Below are 15,536 nucleotides of genomic sequence, written 5' to 3' on the forward strand. Positions count from 1 at the left end.
CGCGAAAACACCGGCGCGAAAAATTTAAAGGCCTGCCAGGCAGCGCGCGATGCACGCACCGCCTGGCAGGCGAACATCAATACGTTTCGTTTGCGGCGGTGCGCGCTGCGTCGAGATCGGCGTCGAGATCGGCGTCGAATGCCGCGTCGAAATCGTCATCGTCGAGCTCGAAACTGCCGATCGCGCGCGTCGGTTCGTTCACCATGCGGCGCAGCAGCGACACGTAATGGCGCGCCAGTTGCTCGACGAACTCCGCGTCATAAACATCGAGCGCGTAGGCAAACACGCATTCGAGACCGCGCGCATCGCGCAGTACGTCGAGCGCCAGTTCGAAGCGCACCACGCCCGGATCCACGTCGAGCAGCTCGCAGCGCACGCCGTCCAGATCCTGCTCGGCCGCAAACGCGTCCTGATAGAGGAATTTGACCTGCGTGAGCGGGTTGCCGGCCGTGTGGCGCTGCGGCTGCAGTTCGGCCACGAGGCGGTCGAACGGCACCTCGCTGTTGCCCTGCGCGCCGATGCTGTCGGCCCGCACCTGATGCAGTAGATCGGCGAACGAATCGGCCCCGGAAATGCGCGCGCGCATCACCAGCGTGTTGACGAAGAAGCCGATCAAACCTTCGGTCTCCACACGATTGCGCCCTGCCACCGGAATCGCCACCGGCACGTCGGCGCTGCCGCTGTACTGGTAGAGCAAGACGTCGAAGGCGGCCAGCAGCACCATGAAGAGCGTCGCGCCTTCGTCGAGCGCGAGCGCCTCGGCCTGCGCGCACACGCGCTGCGGCACCCGGATCAGGTGACGCGCGCCGTCGGGCCGGAACGCGCTGCTGCGGTCGTGCGCGCTCGGCAGATCCATCAGCGTGCGCAAACCCGCCAGCCGCTCGCGCCAGTAGCCGAGCTGGCGCTCAAGGGTCGCCGCGCCGCCCTGTGCGAGCCAGTCGTGTTGCCAGCTCGCATAGTCGGCGTACTGGATCGGCAGCGCGGGCAACCCGGCCTGCTCGCCCGCCCGCGCTGCGCGGTACAGCGCCGCGAATTCGCGCAGCAGCACCTCGATCGACCAGCCGTCGGAGACGATGTGATGGAGCACGAGATGCAGCACATGGCGTTGCGGCGCGAGCCGCGCGAGCGTGACGCGCAGCAGCGGCCCACTTTCCAGATCGAATGGCGCACGTGCATTGCGAATCAGTTGTGCGCGCAACGTATCGGCATCGAGCGCCGATGCGTCGAAGGTGTCCCAGCGATACGCCGTGCTTGCGTCGGCTGCCGGCAGCGCGTGTTGGCGCGGCGTGTCCTCGCGGCCCGAGAAGCGCGTGCGCAGCACCGCATGGCGCGCGACCAGCGCGTCGAAGGCTGCGCGCACCGCGTCGACGTCCAGAGCGCCTTCGCATTGCAGCGCGCCCGAAACGTTGTAGGCAGCGCTGTCGGGATCGAGTTGCCACAGGAACCACAGGCGCTCCTGGGCAAGCGAGAGCGGCGCGGAAAGCCCGGCGTCCCCGGCGCGGGCGACCAGCGCCGGAGCGGCGTCGATCCGCGCGCCGCCGTGCTGCCCGTGCTGGGCGCTTTGCCAGTGCGCGTCGAGCGCGGCGGCCAGATCGGCCAGCACCGGATGGCTGAACAGGAGTTCAAGCGGCACTTCGCGACCGAACGCATCGCGCAGCCGCGACATCGTGCGCAGCGCCAGCAACGAATGGCCGCCGAGCGCGAAGAAGTCGCCCGCCACGCCCGGCGCGTCGATGCGCAGCACTTCCGCCCAGACCGTTGCGATGGTGCGCTCGGTGTCGTTGCGCGGCGCGACGCCCGTGGTCTGCGCGGTCTGCGCCGATTCGGGCGCGGGCAGCGCACGGCGATCGAGCTTGCCGTTGACGGTGAGCGGCAGGACGTCGAGCGCCACGAACGCCGACGGCACCATGTAAGCGGGCATGCGCTGCGCGACCCAGTCGCGCAGCGTCGCCATATCGACATCGGCTACATCGTCAGGCACGACCCACGCGACGAGGCGCAGCCCCACGCCCGCGTTGTCCGGCACCGCGAGCACCGCGGCTTCGCGCACCGCCGGGTGGCCATACAGCACGGCCTGGACTTCGCCCGGCTCGATCCGGTAGCCGCGGATCTTCACCTGGAAGTCGCTGCGGCCGATGTATTCGGGCTCGCCCGTCGGCAGGCCGCGCGCCAGATCGCCCGACGCGTAGAGACGGCTGCCAGGCGCGCCGTGCGGATCCGGCACGAAGCGCTCGGCGGTCAGACCGGGCCGTCCGAGATAGCCGCGCGCGACACCCGGCCCGCCCACGTAGAGCGCGCCCACGCCGCCCACCGGTGCGGCGTTGACGTCGCGGTCGAGCAGGCGCAACTGGAGATCGCGCATCGGCTCGCCGATCAGGCTGCGCGGCACGGCCGCCGTGATTTCCGCTTCGCCCAGCACGCGGTAGGTCACGTGCACCGTGGTTTCGGTGATGCCGTACATATTGACGATGCGCGGCTGCGGCAACCCGGCGCGCGTGCGGGCCGTGTACCAGCGCGCGAGCGCGCCCGGTTCGAGCTTTTCTCCGGCGAACACGATGGCGCGCACGCGCGTCAACGGCGTGGGCGCATCGGCATCGGCCTGCATCAGCGGCATGAACGCCGAGGGCGTCTGGTTGAGCACCGTCACGCCTTCGCGGCACAGCAAGGCGTGGAACGCGGCGGCGTCGCGCGCGATCTGCGCAGGCACCACCACGAGCCGCCCGCCGTGCGTGAGCGCGCCGAACAGCTCCCACACCGATACGTCGAATGCGTAGGCGTGGAACAGCGGCCAGACGTCGTGCTCGTCGAAGGCGTACCAGTGGCGCGTGGCGTCGAACAGGCGCGCGACGTTGCGGTGCGTGACCGCCACGCCCTTCGGCCGGCCGGTCGAACCGGACGTGTAGATCACGTAGGCGAGCTGTTCGGGATGCACGGGCGCGGCGACGAACGGCGCGTCGGCATGGGCGGCGGAATCGGCAGCAGCGTGCTGCGGATCGCAGGCCGACGCCATCACGCACGCGCGGCCCTCGAACACGGCGGGCAGCAGCGCGAGGCTGCTCTCGTCGCCGACCAGCGCGGCCAGGCGGGCATCGGCGGCCACGTCGAGCAGGCGTTCCTGCGGATAGGCCGGATCGAGCGGCACGTAAGCCGCGCCCGCCTTGAGCACGCCGAGCAACGCGGCCACCAGACCGACCGAGCGCTCCATGCACACGCCCACGCGGTCCTCGCGGCCGATGCCCAGCGCAGCAAGCTGCGCCGCGATGCGATCGGACCAGGCCGAGAGCGTGGCGTAGTCGATGCGGCGCTGCGCGTCGGCGACGGCTTCGGCGTGCGGACGGCGCAGCGCCTGCACGGCGATGCGCTGCGTGACGGATTCGAACGGTGTTTCAGGTGCGGCGTGCGAGGGTTGCTCCGCTTGTGCGCCCAGTTCCGCAGGCACGAGTTGCGCGAGCGATTCGTCGCGCGCGTCGGCCAGACGTCCGGTGAGCGTCGCGAAATCGCCGATCAATCGCTCCACCGTCACGCGGTCGAACAGGCGCTCGTCCCAGTTGCACTGGATCTCGATGACCGCGCCCATGACGAAGCTGACCGTCAGCGGGAAATGCGGGCGCTCGCGCACGTCCACCCCGGCAACCCACGGGGCGCCAGCCGCGCCGTCACGCAGCGCGGCGTCGACGGGATAGTTTTCGACGGCGAGCAGCGTGTCGAACAGCGCTTCGTTGCCCTGCGCGGCCCAGCGCTGCACCTGCGCGAGCGAGGTGGTTTCGTGCTCGCGCAACGCGGCGACCTGCTGTTGCACCGCCTGCAGCCACTGCGTCGCGGGCGTGCGGCCCGGCACGTCGATCCACAGCGGCAGGCTGTTGATAAAGAGGCCGACCGCCTGCTGCGCGCCGCGCAGCGTCGCCGGGCGCCCCGCCATCGCCGTGCCGAACACGGCCTGGCGGCGGTAGCCCGCGCGCGCCAGCACGCATGCCCACGCTGCATGCGCGAGCGTGCCTGGCGTCACGCGCTGACGCTGCGCCCCGGCCAGCAGACGCGTGCGGGTGGCGGCGTCGAGCGCCAGCGTATGGCGGCCGATGCCGTCGCGCGGCGCAAGCGGCGCACCGAGGCTTTCGACGAGACGCGCGGGTTCGTCGGCGCGCGCCAGTTGTGCACGCCACCAGCTTTCGGCGGACGGCGTTGCCGACGTTGACGACGTTGCCGACTGCGCGCCGCGGCGTTGCAGCCAGGCGATATAGCCACGCCAGGCTGAATCGGGCGCAGCGGTCTGGGTTGTCTGGGCACGGCAGGCCTGCAGCACGTCGGCGAGCAGTTTCGAGGCGCTCCAGCCGTCGAGAATCGCGTGATGATGGGTCCAGACGAGATCCTGGCGGCCATCGGGCCGCGCGAACAAGGCCACGCGCATCAGCGGGGCCTGCGCCATGTCGAAGGGCGTGCGCTCGTCGGCGTCGCGCCAGGCAGCCAGACGCGCCGCGTAGTCCTGCGCATCGAGCGCCGACCAGTCGTGCGCTTGCCACGGCAGCGCGGCCGCCCGAACGACGATCTGCAACGCGGCGTCGGTGCCCAGCCAGCGAAAGCCCGTGCGCAGAACCGGATGGCGCGCAATCGCCGCCTGCCATGCGGCGCGCAGCGTTGCTTCTGCGACGCCGCCCGCCAGCGTGAGGCACATCTGGTTCACGTAGAGGCTCTCGTCGCGGCGCGACAGCGAGTGGATCAGCAGACCTTGCTGAAGCTCGGTCGCGGCGTAGACGTCCTCGGTCGTGACTGGATCGAGCGCGAGTTGCGCAAGCTGCGCGGCGTTGAGTTGGGCGTCGGGGAAATCGGCGGGCTGGAAGGCGGCGTCCTGCGCGTGTGCGCTTTCGCATTGCCGCACCAGCGCGTCCAGCTGCGCGCCGAAGGCGTCGAGCAAGGCCGCGGCCGTTGCCTCGGGCACGCGCGCGGGATCGGTGTCCCAGGTCAGCGAAAGCACGCCGTTGACGATCATCGCGTTGATGTCGAGCGCGTAGCGCGCGGGCGCGACGGCGCGCATCGCACCGGGCGCTTCGTGGGTGAAGGCGAGACGCTGTGCGGCGTCGGCGGGCGCATTGGCGAGATCGACGTTCTCATGCTCGAAGCGGCCCAGATAGTTGAACGCGATGGCGGGATGCGAGGCGCTTTGCTGCGCGCGGCGCAGCATGCCGTAGTGCAGACCGCCCTCGTGCACGGCGCGCAGACTCGTCTTCACCGCGCGCAGCGTGGCGAGCGCGTCGTCATGCGCGCTCAGCACGACCGGATAGCGCGTGGTGAACCAGCCTACGGTCGCGCTGGTGTCGAGATCGCCGTCGAGCGGCGCGCGGCCATGGCCTTCGAGTTCGATGGCGTGACGCGTACAACCGTTGCCGCCGCTCCAGCCGTGCAGCGTGCGCACGAGCGCCGCTAGCAGGACTTCGTCGGCGCGCAGGCGCAGCGCGCGCGGCGCGGCGTCGATCAGTCGCTGCGTCGATTGGGCGTCCCACGACCAGGCGAGCGTGCGTGGCGGCTGGTTCGCATGGTGACCCTGCGCGAACGGCAGACCTGATCCAGCGGCGATCACGGCTTCGGCGTCCTGCCAGAGCGTCGCTTCGTGCGTCAGATCGAGCGCGTCTGCGTAGCGCCGCTGCGCCTCGACCCACGCGCTCCACGGTACGGGGACGGCGTTCGCATCGATTGCGGCTTCGGCCTGATCGGCGCAAGCCAGCAACCGCTCCAGATCAGCGACGATCACGCGCCACGACACGCCGTCCACGGCCAGGTGATGCGCCGCGAGCAGCAAACGGCGGCGCCCGCCCTGCGGCTGCTCAACCAGCGCCGCCGCGAACAGCCGGCCGCCAGCCAGATCGAAACCACGCTGCACGGCGTCGCAGGCTGCCGCAAGACGCGCGTCCCAGTCGTGCGCGTGCGCGACTTCGACATGCGTAAGCACGGGCTGCGCATCGAACGCGGCAAGCGGCACGACTTCCTGCTGCCAGCCGCCGTCGGCGCGGCGCTCGAAACGCAGGCGCAGCGCTTCATGGCGCGCGCGCAGCGCTCGCAGCGCGCGTTCCAGACGCGCCGCCGTGAGCGCGCGGCCCGGTTCGAGCAGCACCGCCTGGTTCCAGTGCGGCTCGCCGTGCGGGAAGGTTTCGAAGAAGGCGTGCTGGATCGGCGTGAGCGGCAACGCGCCATGCACGGCGGCCGCGCCCGGCGCGAGCGCCGCGCTCTGGGTCGCAACGATGGCCGCCAGCGCAGCGGGCGTCGGGTGCTCGAACACCTGGCGCGGCGTGACGCGCAATCCGGCCTCGCGGGCGCGCGAGACGATCTGCAAGGTCAGGATCGAATCGCCGCCCAGTTGGAAAAAATCGTCCGAAGGCGCGACCGAGGAGAGGCCCAGCACGCTTGCCCAGATGTCGAGCAGGCGCGCGAGCGGCGAGCCGGGCACGACGTCGGCGTGATCGATATCGGCGGCATGGGCGGGAGCATCGCCATCCGCGAGCGCAGGCGCGGGCAAGGCGCGGCGATCGATCTTGCCCGAGGGCGTGAGCGGCAGCGCCGGCAGCACCACCAGCGCGGCGGGCACCATATAGGGCGGCAGGCGGCGCTGCAATTCGGCGCGCAGTTCCGCACGCAGTTGCGCACCTGGATTCGCAGCATCGGCCCCGGCATCCGCCGCCACGTAGCCGACGAGCCGCGCGGGCGCGTCGTCTTCGCGCAGCACTACGGCGGCATCGCGCACGCCCGCGCAGCGGCGCAGCACGGTTTCGATTTCGCCCGGCTCGATGCGGTGGCCGCGCAGCTTGATCTGCTGGTCGAGGCGGCCCAGGTAGGCGATGCGGCCATCGCTGTCCACGCGGCACAGGTCGCCGGTGCGATAGAGGCGCGCGCCGTGGCCAGCGGAATCGGGCACGAAGCGCTCGGCCGTCTGCGCGGCGCGGCCCAGATAGCCGCGCGCGAGATTGTCCCCGCCGATGCACAGCTCGCCGATGCCGCCAGCGGGCACCGCTTCGCCCGCGCGCGACAGCACGCGCAGGCGGTTGCGCGCGAGCGCCTGGCCGATCGTCACGGAACGATCCGCCGCCACGCGCGCGCCCAACGAATAGATGGTCGTTTCGGTCGGGCCGTAGAGATTCCAGAGATCGACGCCGCGCTCGATCAGCGCGCCCGCGAGATCGGCCGGCAATGCTTCGCCGCCGCTCAAGCCCTGCAGACGCGCGCCCTGCCTTGCGCCTGCGCCGCGCCAGCCGCCCGCGAGCAGCAGTTTCCAGCCCGTCGGCGTGGCCTGGAACACCGTCGCGCCGCTGGCGTCGAGCAAGGCCGCGAGGCGTTCGCCGTCGCGCTGCGTCTCGCGGCTCGCGAGTTCGATTTGCGCGCCCACGGTCAGCGGCAGGAACAGTTCGAGCAGGGAAATATCGAACGACGCCGACGTGGCCGCGAGCCAGGTGTCTGCGGGCGTGAGTTCGAGCGCTTCGCGCATCGTCTGCATCAGGCCGTCGAAGGCGCCGTGCGGCAACGCCACGCCCTTGGGCGCGCCGGTCGATCCCGAGGTGTAGATCACGTACGCCGTGTGCGCCGCGTCGATCGCGGTGTACGCCAACGCGTCGCAGACGTTGTCGTTGGCTTCGTTGGCTTCGTTGGCATTACCGGCGTCGTTGGCGCGCAGTGCGGCCGCATCGATCAGCACCAGATCTGCGCCGATTTCGCGCAGCCGCGCCGCGCCCTCGACGTCGGCGACGCAATAGCGCACGCGTGCATCGCGCAACATCGCGCTGATACGCTGCGCCGGATAGTCGGGGTCAAGCGGCAAGTACGCCGCGCCCGCCGCGAACACGCCCAATCCCGCCGCGATCAGCGCCGTCGAGCGGCCCACGCATACGCCCACGCATTCGTCGGCGCGCGCGCCGCGGTGCTGCAGCACGCGTGCGATGCGGTTCGACCAGCGCGCGAGTTCGGCATAGGACAGCGCGTCACCGTCGCACACCACAGCGCACGCTTCGGGAGTTTGCTGCGCCATGCGCGCGAAACGCCGGTGCACCGGCACGAATTGCGGTTCGCGCAAGACGGCGTCGCCGCTCGCTTGCGCGCCGTCGTCGGGCAGCAGGTCAGCGAGTGTGAGCGCGTTCGTGGCGTTCGTGGCGGCAATCGCTTCGAGCACCGCGACATACTGGTCGAGCAGACGCTGTGCAGCGGGCGTCGAAAGACGTCCGGCGCGATAGTCGAGCAGTACGCGCACCGACGCGCCGCTGCGCACCACGTTGAGCGTCAGGTCGAACTGCGCGCTGCCCCACGGCTCCTCGACGGCTTCGACCTCCAGCGCACCCGCGCGCCACACGCCAGCGGGCACGATCTGCTCGTTGAACATGACGTTGAAGAGCGGCGTCGCGGCGGCGTCGCGCGTGGGCGACAGCAGATCGACGACTTCGGCGAACGGCAGCTCGCGATGGCCGAGCGCCTCGATCACGCGCGCGCCGACTTGTGCGAGCAGCGCATCGACGCTCATGCGCGCATCCGCCTGCACACGCACGACCGCGCTGTTGACGAGATAGCCGACGCGCCGATGCGTTGCGGCCTCGCGCAGGCTGACCGGCATACCGATGCGCAAGTCCGGCTGGTCGTTCAGGCGATGCAGCAGCGCAACGAATCCGGTGAACAGACCCGCAAAGGCGGTCGCGCCCTGGGCGTGCGACCAGTCCGCGAGTTTCGCGGTGAGGGCGTCGCTCAGGCTGCGGGCGACGCGCGCGCCGTGGCCGTGGGTCTGCGGTTGCGCAGCTTGAGAAGCCTGCAGCGGCGCGGCGCCCGTCTCTTCGGGCAAAACCATGCGCGGATGCGACGTGCCCAGCCGCTCGCGCCAGTAGGCGCGTTGTGCGTCCAGATCGACGCCTGCCGCAACGGCCGCCCCGGCCGGAAAATCGGCGGCGAAGTCGAGGCTTGTGCTGGAGGTGTCGGAGGCATCCAGCGCCGTCTCATAGGCCGTCAGCAGATCGCGGCAGACGAGATGCCACGACGCCGCGTCGCAGACGATGTGGTGCGTGACGAGGCCAAGCCGGTAACGCTGCGCATCGAGCCGAACCAGCGTCGCGCGCAGCAGCGGGCCGCGCGTGAGATCGAACGGGCGCGCGGCGGCGGCGGCGAGCGTGGCGTGTGCGTCGGCAAGCGCCGCATTGGCGCTGTCGAGCGCCTGCCACTCCACCGCTGCGTCCTGAACCACGCTGCGCACCGGCAGACCGTCGCGCTCGTCGAAGCGCGCGCGCAGCTCCGGATGGCGCGCGAGCGTCAGCGCCAGCGCGTGGCGCAGCGCGTCCGTGCGCAACGCGCCGTTCAGTTCGAGCGTCGCGCTGACGTGCCAGGCCGGGTCGTTCGGATCGACGCGCCACAGGAACCACAAGGCGCGCTGGCCCGCCGATATCGTCGCGTCTCCCGGCGACGCGTCGGGCGCAACCGGTTGGCGCGCAACGGCGGACGCGCCGTCGCTCACGCCGAATTCGTCCGCGAGCATCGCCGCCTGCGCGCGCACGGTGCGCCGCACGAACACGGCCCCAACCGGCACCGTCACGCCGAACGCCTCGCCCAGCGCCGCCGCCAGCCGCACGGCCGCGATCGACTGGCCGCCTGCTGCGAAAAAGTCGGTATCGGCGTCGAACGGACTATCGGCATCGGCCTGCGAATCGCTGGTCGCAGGCAGCGCCGTGCGCCAGCATTGCGCGACGCGCGCTTCGATTTCGGCATGCCGTGGCGGGCCGTCCGCCAGCTGATCGCCCGCATTGGCAGAACGCGCATCGAGCACCGCAAACGGCGTCAGCGTGCCGGCATTCCACTGCGGCAGACAGGCGCTGCGCTGCAGCTTGCCGCTCGACGTGCGCGGCAGGTCGCCCGGTTCGAGCAGCAGCGCAAGCGTCACTTCCTGCTGGAAACACTCGCCGACCACACGCTGCAGTTCCGCGAACAGCGCCTGCGCACCGGCTTCGCGGCGCTTGCCGCGCGCAACCTCGGCGGCCAGACCGATGCCCTCGCCGCCATCGGCGCGCACGACGGGGAACGCGCTCACACGCCCGCGCCGCACCCAGTCGAGTGCATCGCCAACCGATGCTTCGATATCCTGCGGATACAGGTTCTGCCCATGAATGACGATCAGATCCTTGGCGCGGCCGCACACATGCAAGCGGCCATCGACGAGAAAACCCAGATCGCCGGTGCGCAGCCAGCGCCCGCCCAGGGTGGGATGCGCAACGAAGGTCGCGTCGGACGCCTGCGCGTTGCGCCAGTAGCCTTGTGCGATGCTCGGCCCTTGCACCCAGATTTCGCCGATCACGCCCTCGCCGCGCAGCTCAAGCGTGCGCGGATCGACAATCGCCAGTGCGTGCTGCGCCGCGTGCACGCCGCAATCGACGATCGCCTGGAGGTCGGCGGCGTCTTGCGTCTGCTCGTGCTCCGGCGCGAATTCGCGCGCCTGACCTTCGGCCAGCGCCGCCGCGAGAAAACGCCGCTGCGGCGCACCGCCGCCCGCGCGCACGCCTGTCACCAGCAGCGTCGCCTCGGCGAGGCCATAGCAGGGATAAAGCGCGGCGGCATCGAAGCCGCACGGTGCGAAACGCGCGGCGAAACCGTCGAGCGTCGCCTGACGGATCGGCTCCGCGCCGCAGAAAGCGACACGCCAGCTGCCCAGATCGAGGCCGCCGAGTTGCGCGTCGCGCACGCGATCGAGACAGAGCCGATACGCGAAATCGGGGCCGCCGCTGACGCTCGCGCGTTCGCGCGCCACCGCTGCGAGCCAGCGTGCGGGACGTTCGAGGAAGTGCTGCGGCGTCATCAGCGTGACCGGGAAGCCGCAAACGAGCGGCGACAGCAGCCCGCCGATCAGCCCCATGTCGTGATAGAGCGGCAGCCAGCTAAGCATGCGGTCGGCAGCCGTATAGGCCATCGATTGCGCAATGGCGTCGATGTTCGCGCACAGATTGCCGTGCGTAACCATCACGCCCTTGGGCGAAGACGTCGAACCCGAGGTGTATTGCAGAAACGCCAGCGCCTCGGGGTCGCCCTGCTCGATGCAGAATCCGCTGTCGTGGGCTTCCTGTGCTTCGTTCGCTTGCTGCGGATCGATCAGTTGCGTGTCCGCGAGCGCGTCGCGCAGGCCCGCCACGTCGATCAATGCGCTGCCCGCCGCTGCGACGAGCGCAATCGCGGGACGGCAGTCGGCGGCCATCGCGCGCAGCCGCGCGCCATGCGCGCCCTGTCCCGCCTCGGGCGGATAGGCCGGCACGGCAATCTGCCCCGCGTACTGGCAGGCGAGGAAGGCGACCACGTAGTCGAGGCTGGTCGGCAGCAGGATCAGCACGCGTTCGCCCGCAGGCGCGGCGGCGCGCAGGCGTTGCGCCAGCGCACGGGCGCGGGCGTCGAGTTGCGCGTAGCTCAGCGCTTCGACGTTCGTGTCGCCGTCGACGAGCAATCGCACCGCAGTCTGTTGCGGGCGTTGCTTGAGATGCACCTGCAGCGCGGAAACCAGATCGCGCGCGGGAGCCTGCACGGCATCGGCCGCAACAGCGGCGCGCGCCGCGTCGTCTGCGCGGGAATTGTCACTCAAAGGCATCTTGCTCTCCTGATATCCGCCGTTTCACATTGACGGGCGCGCGCGTCGGCAGCGGCCCGAAAACGATCCGTTAGTTCCCGTGCGCCGCTTCGCGGGCACGGCCAATAAGTCACTGCGGGGAAAGCCCGGCGCACTCGTGGGAGCGCCGTGTGCTGGGGTGACGCGTCAGCGGCGCTGTGCCGATGGGCATCGCTGGACGAGGTGGCCGGTGCGATTGCATGGCGCGCGAGCGTGGTGCAGGTCGCGCGCGGCGCGGTCGGCCAGTTATCCGGAAAAACGACTAAATTGCGGCCTCAGTGCGGGAAGCAGATCGGCAAGCCGCCGTGCGGATGGGCGATCGTGCCCATCCGTACGCCGTAGATCTCGCCGAGCTTGTCGGCCTGCACGATCTCGTCGACCGGCCCGCTCGCGAGCAGGCGGCCGCCTTTGAGCGCGATGAGATCGTCGCAAAAACGCGCGGCCATATTGATGTCGTGGAGCACCACGACCACGCCCAGCCCGCGCTCGCGGCTCAGCGAACGCACCAGTTCGAGCACTTCGAGCTGATGGGCGATGTCGAGCGCCGAAATCGGCTCGTCGAGCAGCAGGCACTCGCTGTCCTGCGCCACCAGCATGGCAAGCCAGGCGCGCTGGCGCTCGCCGCCCGACAGGCTGTCCACGGCGCGCCCGGCGAAGGCGCTGAGATCGGTCAGGCGGATCGCTTCCTCGACTTTCTCGTGATCGGCGTCGGTAAAGCGGCCCAGCGCCCCGTGCCACGGGTAGCGGCCCAGCGCGACGAGTTCGCGCACGGTCATCGCATCGGCGGCGGGCGGTTGCTGCGGCAGGTACGCGACCTTGCGCGCGAACTCGCGGCTGCGCCATTGCGGCAGCGCGCGCCCGCCGAAGCGCACCGTGCCCGCGGTCACCGCCATCTGGCGCGCCAGCAGCTTGAGCAGCGTGGACTTGCCCGAGCCGTTATGGCCAATCAGACCCGACACGCGTTCGGCGCGCAGGTTCAGCGTGAGCGGTGCGAGCAAGGTGCGCTCGCCCACCACGAACGACGCGCTTTCGATTTCGTACATTGGCGTGGCACAGCCTGGCGCCTCGCGATGGCGCTGTGCGCCGTTCTCGGGCGCCGTGTCGTCCAGTACCGCGCCTGATGCTGCTGCCTGCCCGTTCATACTCAAAACCTTTACCTGCCCGTTATTCACTGGTCACCGCCTTTCGCACTGCGTTCGCACGTTGCCGCACATTCATGCCGACATCTGCGCACGCGCGTTGTCGGGCTGCAGTTGCGCTACGAGATCGCTGCCCTTGCCCGTCGCTACCACCTGGCCGTAGTCGAGCTTGATATAGCGGTCGGCGAGATGGAAGAAGCGATCGTCGTGCGTGATGACGAACACGGTCTTGCCCTTCGCCTTCAGTTGCGGCAGCAGATGCTTGTAGAACACGTCCTTGAACACCGGATCCTGATCCGCGGCCCATTCGTCGAACAGGTAGAACGGCCGGTCTTCCAGATACGCAACCAGCAGCGCGAGCCGCTTGCGCTGGCCCTGCGAAAGCTGCGTGGTGGAGAAGGTGCCGTCGTTGATATTGACCTTATGATCGAGCTGCAACTCTTCGAGCAGCGCGCGGGCCTTCGCGTCGAGTCCGTTCGCGCGCATGCCCAGAAGGCTGTCAAACAGGAAGAAGTCGCTGAACACCACCGAGAAATGCTGGCGATAGATCTCGCGCTGCGCCTCGCCGACTGGCTCGCCGTTGAGCAGGATGCGCCCGCTTTCAGGCGGATAAAGCCCCACCAGCATCTTCGCGAGCGTGGTCTTGCCGCTACCGTTGCCGCCGATCAGATAAACGAGCTCGCCCGGCTTAAAGGTGAGATTGACCGGCCCGAGCGTAAAGACCTCGTTTTCCTTCTCGCGGAAATAACGATGCGTCGCGCCCTCCAGCGCGATGGTGTCGAAGCCGGTCGCGGGCGTCGCGGACTCCAGCTTTTCTTCGGGCAGTTCGGCGTTGACCTGCTCGATGCGTTCGAGCGCGACGCGCGCCATGCTGACAGTCGGAATCGCCGAAAGCAGCCCCTCGATCGGCATGATCATGTAGAGGAAGGTCATCGCGTAGCCTGACATCACCGCCGACGACACCGGGAACAGCCGCGCGAGAATAAACAGCGTGCAACCGATGAACACGAACAGGATCATGTTGCCCCAGCTCGCGGCCGCCGAATTCAGCACATAGCCGCGGCTGCGCTGCACGCGCACCGCTTCCACGTTCGGCGCGATGATGTCGTCGATAAAGGCCTGCTTACGCGCCTTGTGCAGCTTCAGTTCCTTCGCACCGTCGAACAGCGCGCGGAAATCCTTGACCAGTTCGTCCTCGCGCTTGCGCGAGCTGCGCAGATGAAACAGCGCTTTGGCGCTGATCAGATGCGAACCCACCACGCCCAACCCGATCGTCGCGATGGCGCACAGCAGAATGGGCCAGGATAGATAGCCCAGGTAGGCAAGACAGCCGGCGATCACCGCGCCCTGCGTGGCGAGCACCGGCAGATTCACGAAGAACACCACGACGTTATCGAGATCCTGCGTCAGTACGCCAAGCGGACGGGCCGAGCCCTGCTTTTCCAGCGCCCTGTACGAAGCCTCGCCGATGCGGCGAATCGTGCGCATGCGCAGCGTGGCCTTGGCGCGCTGGCCGAGCTGCATGAACATCGTTTGCGACAGCGTGCGCGTAATAAGCACGACCAGGCAGATCGCGAGAAATTCAACGCCCAGACGCGCGAGTCCGTCTCTCGACGCGCTCAGCGCCTGATTGATCAACGCGACCAGCGCCGCGTTGCCCAGCCCACCCACGATGCTCATGACAAGGGCGATGAGGAGCGTCCCCCGAGAATTGCGGATGAGGTACAGAAGTAGCGACATGAATTTCCCTTAGACCCTGTATTGAGAGCTTGTCGTTAGTAGCTTGTATCCGGACTTCAAGCCATCGCCACCAGCACGCGGCGCGCGCCGGCAAACGGGGCACGCCCGTGCGACATCAGCAGATTGTCGAGCATCATCAGATCGCCTGCGCGCCAGTCGAACGTCAGCATCGTACGCTCGTACACGTCGCGGATTTCAGCGAGCATGGCATCGTCGATCGGCGTGCCGTCGCCGAAAAAAGCGTGGCGCGGCAGCTCTTCTTCCGGAAATGCGTCAAGCAGCGATTCGCGCAGATCGTCGGGCAGGCTCGAAACATGGAACAGATGCGCCTGGTTGAACCACACCATCTCGCCCGTCTGCGGGTGGCGCAGATCGGCCTGACACACCTGCTTCGTGCGCAATGCTTCCCCGTCGTCGTTCCACTCGTAGTGAATCTGGTTATCCGCGCAAAACGCCTCGACGACCTCGCGGCGATCCGTGTTGAAGACCTTCTGCCACGGCAGATCCAGACCCGTGCCGTAGTTGCGCACATACATCACGCGCTTTTGCGCGAACAGCCGGCGCAACGCTGGATCGATGCGTTTCCACACTTCGCGGCTGTCCGCGACCGGCGTGGCGCCGCCCTGCTGCGCGGCGATATCGCAGTAGAACCAGATCCACGCGGGCCATTTGAGCGTATAGGATTGCTCATTGTGCTGGTCGATCCATTGCGACGCCGGATATTCGGTCGACGAATACACGCCCTTTTCGACGTGCGAACGCGGCGTCGAACCGAATTCGTACGACAGCAACGGCTTGCCGTAGCGCGCAGCGTGCGTGTTGAAGCCCGCCGCGCCCACAGGCAGCGCACCGCGAATCAGCACGCCGCCGTACCGGCTCAATTCACGCAGCAGCGACGCGCGAATCTCCGGGTTGTCGACCAGGGCGTTGGCGTCGAGTCCTTCGCACTCCACGCTCAGGACGCGCGTGCCGTGCATTTCGATCACGCGCTCGCTAAAGCCCTCGGGCAGCAACAAGGTCGGTTCGGCAATCGTCATAGCCTGTGTCCCTTAAGGTTTGTGAAC

General features: G+C 68.9%; 4 protein-coding genes. All 4 read right to left on the minus strand.

The window, feature by feature from the left end; genetic code table 11:
- Positions 1-76: 76 nt before the first annotated feature.
- Positions 77-11,575 carry a non-ribosomal peptide synthetase gene (locus BBA01S_RS42735; RefSeq protein ID WP_027818879.1) on the minus strand — a complete coding sequence of 3,833 codons (11,499 nt, stop codon included), beginning with the start codon at positions 11,573-11,575 and terminating at the stop codon, positions 77-79.
- Between the two features lie 293 nt (positions 11,576-11,868).
- Positions 11,869-12,636, minus strand: a complete 768-nt coding sequence (locus BBA01S_RS25290; protein ID WP_042297914.1) for an ATP-binding cassette domain-containing protein — start codon at positions 12,634-12,636, stop codon at positions 11,869-11,871.
- Between the two features lie 171 nt (positions 12,637-12,807).
- Positions 12,808-14,472 carry a cyclic peptide export ABC transporter gene (locus tag BBA01S_RS42740; RefSeq protein ID WP_042297885.1) on the minus strand — a complete coding sequence of 555 codons (1,665 nt, stop codon included), beginning with the start codon at positions 14,470-14,472 and terminating at the stop codon, positions 12,808-12,810.
- Between the two features lie 56 nt (positions 14,473-14,528).
- Positions 14,529-15,509, minus strand: a complete 981-nt coding sequence (locus tag BBA01S_RS25300; RefSeq protein WP_027818881.1) for a TauD/TfdA family dioxygenase — start codon at positions 15,507-15,509, stop codon at positions 14,529-14,531.
- Between the last annotated feature and the right edge of the window lie 27 nt (positions 15,510-15,536).

Origin of the sequence: Paraburkholderia bannensis NBRC 103871, from assembly GCF_000685015.1 — a bacterium.
Taxonomy (GTDB): Bacteria; Pseudomonadota; Gammaproteobacteria; order Burkholderiales; family Burkholderiaceae; genus Paraburkholderia; species Paraburkholderia bannensis.